4 protein-coding genes are annotated in these 3516 nt (G+C 69.9%); 3 read left to right on the forward strand and 1 reads right to left on the reverse strand.

The window, feature by feature from the left end; all coding sequences use genetic code 11:
* The coding region (locus ACFR9S_RS13490) for a hypothetical protein (protein WP_379818882.1) at positions 1-409 on the reverse strand (409 nt) is incomplete at its 3' end.
* 75 nt (positions 410-484) lie between these two features.
* Here ACFR9S_RS13490 and ACFR9S_RS13495 point away from each other — a divergent pair.
* From ACFR9S_RS13495 to ACFR9S_RS13505, 3 genes are all read left to right on the forward strand, one after another.
* The gene (locus ACFR9S_RS13495) at positions 485-1363 is read left to right on the forward strand and encodes a hypothetical protein (protein ID WP_379732243.1); all 879 of its coding nucleotides are present in this window, start codon (positions 485-487) and stop codon (positions 1361-1363) included.
* Between the two features lie 67 nt (positions 1364-1430).
* On the forward strand, positions 1431-2270 hold the full coding sequence (locus tag ACFR9S_RS13500; protein ID WP_379732242.1) for a VOC family protein: 840 nt from the start codon (positions 1431-1433) through the stop codon (positions 2268-2270).
* 90 nt (positions 2271-2360) lie between these two features.
* Entirely contained in the window at positions 2361-3356 is a 996-nt protein-coding gene (locus ACFR9S_RS13505; RefSeq protein ID WP_379732241.1) for a radical SAM protein, read from the forward strand.
* The last annotated feature ends 160 nt before the right edge of the window (positions 3357-3516 follow it).

Below are 3516 nucleotides of genomic sequence, written 5' to 3' on the forward strand. Positions count from 1 at the left end.
GGTCCGGGCCGAGGCGCGCCAGCCACGGGCCGGCGGCGACCGCGTACCCGTCGTCGGTCCGAACCACGTCCGGGGCGGCGTGAGACCCCTCCGGGAGTTCGGGCGTGAACGACGCGCGCTGCCGAACCGCGCCGCCGGCGTCGGTGAGCGCGACCCGAACCGGATCGTCCGGGCCGGGGCGGGGCCACTCGCGACCGACGAGGACGCGGCCCTCGCCGTGGGCCTCGGCGGTTCCGGTGATCCGGAGGTTCTCGTACGTCCGTCGCTGGACGACGCCCGGCGGCTCCGGGTTGGACTGGGCGCTGGCGACGGGGACGCCCGCGAGAGCAGCGCCGGCGACCCCTGCCGCGAGGAACTGGCGACGAGTGAGTGCCGAGCCGACGCGTTCAGTGGAGGGCTGCGGGACCATACGGTCGGTGTGGGATCGACAGCCCATCAACCTTCCCCGGCGAACGTTCAAGACCGCCGCGGGCGGAGCGTCGGTGTGGTTCGCGACCAGTCCCCGACGACTGATCCCGGGCCGGCACCCACCGACGGCCGAGCCGTGGTCTCTTGGGCCGTCACTCCGGAGACACACCGCTGGCTCGGCCTGCTCGCATACGGGCTGTACGCCCCCCTGGGCGCTATCGCACTGGCACTCGCCGTCGGCGGTGTCGCGCTCTCGCTCGACGCGGTCCGGAACGGCTCGATCGGACTCCTCCTCCTGCTCGGCGTCGCGGTGGTTATGGCGCTCGTTCGGCCGCCGGTGCTGGCGGCGGTCCGGAGCGACGAGGTCGACACGTCGTCGGGATACGACGGCTGGCAGCCGAGTTGGCGGGGCGTGCTCGCGGCGTCGGTACTCTGCGGCGCCGCGATACTGGCCGCCTCGCTGCACTCGCGGCCGGCGATGGGCGCCGTCGTTATCGGGAGCTTCGCGGCGGGGCTGCTCGCGATGACGCTGTCGACCGAGGGGACGATCGACCGGGATCTCCGGCTGGAGACACAGTACACCGCGGTGGATCTGCGGACGCTCTCCGCCGTCCGGTCAGTCGACATCGGGGACGTGACGATCCTCCAACTATCGTACGCCCGCGGCGCCGACGGCTTCCGGAACCCTCGCGTGCTCGCAGTTCCACACGAACGGGCGGCCGAGGTTCGCGACCGCCTCGACGCCGGCGTCGTCGCCGACCCCGAAGCCGATCCGATCGGGAAGGCCGAACGAGCGGTCGTCACGCTGTTCGCGCTCGGGGTGCTGGCGACGGGACCGGGACTTGCCCTGCTCGTCGGCGACGCCGCCGAGGGCGGGATGCTCGTCGTGGCGTACGCCGGCGTGTTCTCGCTACTGTTCGCGGCGCCGATGCTGTGGTACGCGTGGAACGGCTGAGGAGCGTTCCGGGACCGCCTGTTCCCGCAGCGATATACGGCGGCGGCCCGAACTCCCGACGATACCGATGGGCAAGGACTCGCTGCCGCCGGGGACACGGATCGGTCGAACCGCGCTTCGCGTCGATGATCTCGGGGAGACGACCGCGTTCTACCGGGACGTGGTGGGACTCGAGACGCTCTCGGAATCGTCGTCGCGGGCGGTCCTCGGCGTCTCCGACACGCCACTGCTCGTCCTCGAAACGGACGGAGAGGTGTCGTCCCGTCCTCGGGAGAGCGCCGGCCTCTACCACAACGCCTTCCGCGTGCCGTCGCGCGCGGCGCTGGGCGACGCGCTGAACCGGATTCGGGATCGCTGGGAACTGGAGGGCGCATCGGACCACCGCGTCAGCGAGGCGCTGTACCTTTCGGACCCGGAGGGTAACGGCGTCGAAATCTACCGGGACTTCCCGCGGGCGGAGTGGCCCCGTGGCGATGACGGCCGCGTCCAGATGGGGACCGATCCGCTCGACCTCGACGCCGTCGCGAGTGCGGCCGCGGGGGAGTCGGGGGTCCCGGCCGGGACGGACGTGGGACACGTCCACCTCGAAGTGCGCTCGCTCGAGGCGTTCAGCTCCTTTTTCGTCGATACGGTGGGGTTCGAACAGCAGACCACCGTTCGGGGTGCGACGTTCGTCTCCGCCGGCGGCTACCACCACCACCTCGGCGCGAACACGTGGCAGCGTCGGTCGGCGCCGGCGACGGGAACAGGGCTGGCGTGGTTCGAAGTCGTCCTCCCGGACGGCGACGCGCTCGAGGCGCTCCGGGAGCGTCTGGCGGCGAGTGAGTACGAGCCGACAGCGATCGACGGCGCCCTCGCCGTCACGGGGCCGGACGGGATCGAGGTCCGGTTCCGGGCCGAGGAGTGAGCGCCGCGTGATCGGCGCGAGTCCGTGAGACGGCGGCACACGGCCGCACCGTGCCGTTTTTGGGGCTCGGCCGGGTAGCGAGGGTAACTGATGATCTCGAAGGGCTGTGAACAGTGCGCCAAGGGCGGCAAGATGGTGATGTTCGTCTACGGCTACTGTGACCAGCGGGACTGCTTCTACTGTCCCCTCGGCGAGAACCGCAAGAACGTCGAGCAGGTGTACGCCAACGAGCGGCCCGTCGAGAGCGACGAGGACGTGATCGCTGAGGCGAAGAAGATGGACGCGCTCGGCTCCTCCATCACCGGCGGCGAACCACAGGAGGTGCTCGAGCGGACCTGCCACTACATCGAACTGCTCAAAGACGAGTTCGGCGAGGACCACCACATCCACCTCTACACCGGCATCACCGGCGGCCGGGAGAACATGCGCCGGCTCGCGGAGGCGGGACTCGACGAGATCCGCTTCCACCCGCCGCTGGAACTGTGGGGCGACATGCACGGCACCGAGTGGGAGGAGATCCTCTACATCGCCCGCGAGGAGGGACTGACCCCCGCGTTCGAGATCCCGGGCATCCGGCCGGAGCCGGAGTTCCTGGAGTTCCTCGACGAGGGCGCCGCGGAGTTCTGCAACGTCAACGAGTTCGAGATGTCCGACGGGAACTACCGCCGGATGCAGGAGGAGGGGTTCGAGCGCAAGGAGGGCCACATGAGCGCCGTCGAGGACTCCCGCGGCGACATCCTCGACGTGATGGGCGACCACGAGAAGGTGTACTTCTGCACCTCGGTGTTCAAAGACGCCGCCCAGCACCGCCGCCGGCTGAAGCGGATGGCCCGGAACGTCCGCCGGGAGTTCGACGACGTGACCGACGACGGGACGCTCGTCTACGGCAAGAGCTACGCCGACCCCGAGCGGTTCGAGGAACTGGGCGTGCCCGACGAGTACTACACGGTGAAGTCCGAGCACGTCGAGGTGGCGTGGTGGCTGCTGGAGGAGATGGTCGAGGACGGCGACGTGGACGACGGCGAGATCGTCGAGCAGTACCCCAACTACGACGGGACCGTCGTCGAGCGGACGCCGCTTGCTTGAGAACTGGGTCAGTTTACTGCGGTTTCTTCGGGAGTGTTTCGGGCGTTTTCGACAGCGACCGCGACAGCAACAGCGTCTCGAAGCATGACCACTTGTGACCGCAGAGTGCCGGGCACGAGGCCCGGCACAGCACGGAGTCCCCACCCCTCCCCCCGCGGCC

The sequence above is a fragment of the Halolamina salina genome (assembly GCF_042678005.1).
GTDB lineage: Archaea > Halobacteriota > Halobacteria > Halobacteriales > Haloferacaceae > Halolamina > Halolamina salina.

Coding starts and splice junctions, on each gene's coding strand:
- ACFR9S_RS13500 (WP_379732242.1), top strand. CDS start 1,431: ATGGGCAAGGACTCGCTGCCGCCGGGGACACGGATCGGTCGAACCGCG.
- ACFR9S_RS13505 (WP_379732241.1), top strand. CDS start 2,361: ATGATCTCGAAGGGCTGTGAACAGTGCGCCAAGGGCGGCAAGATGGTG.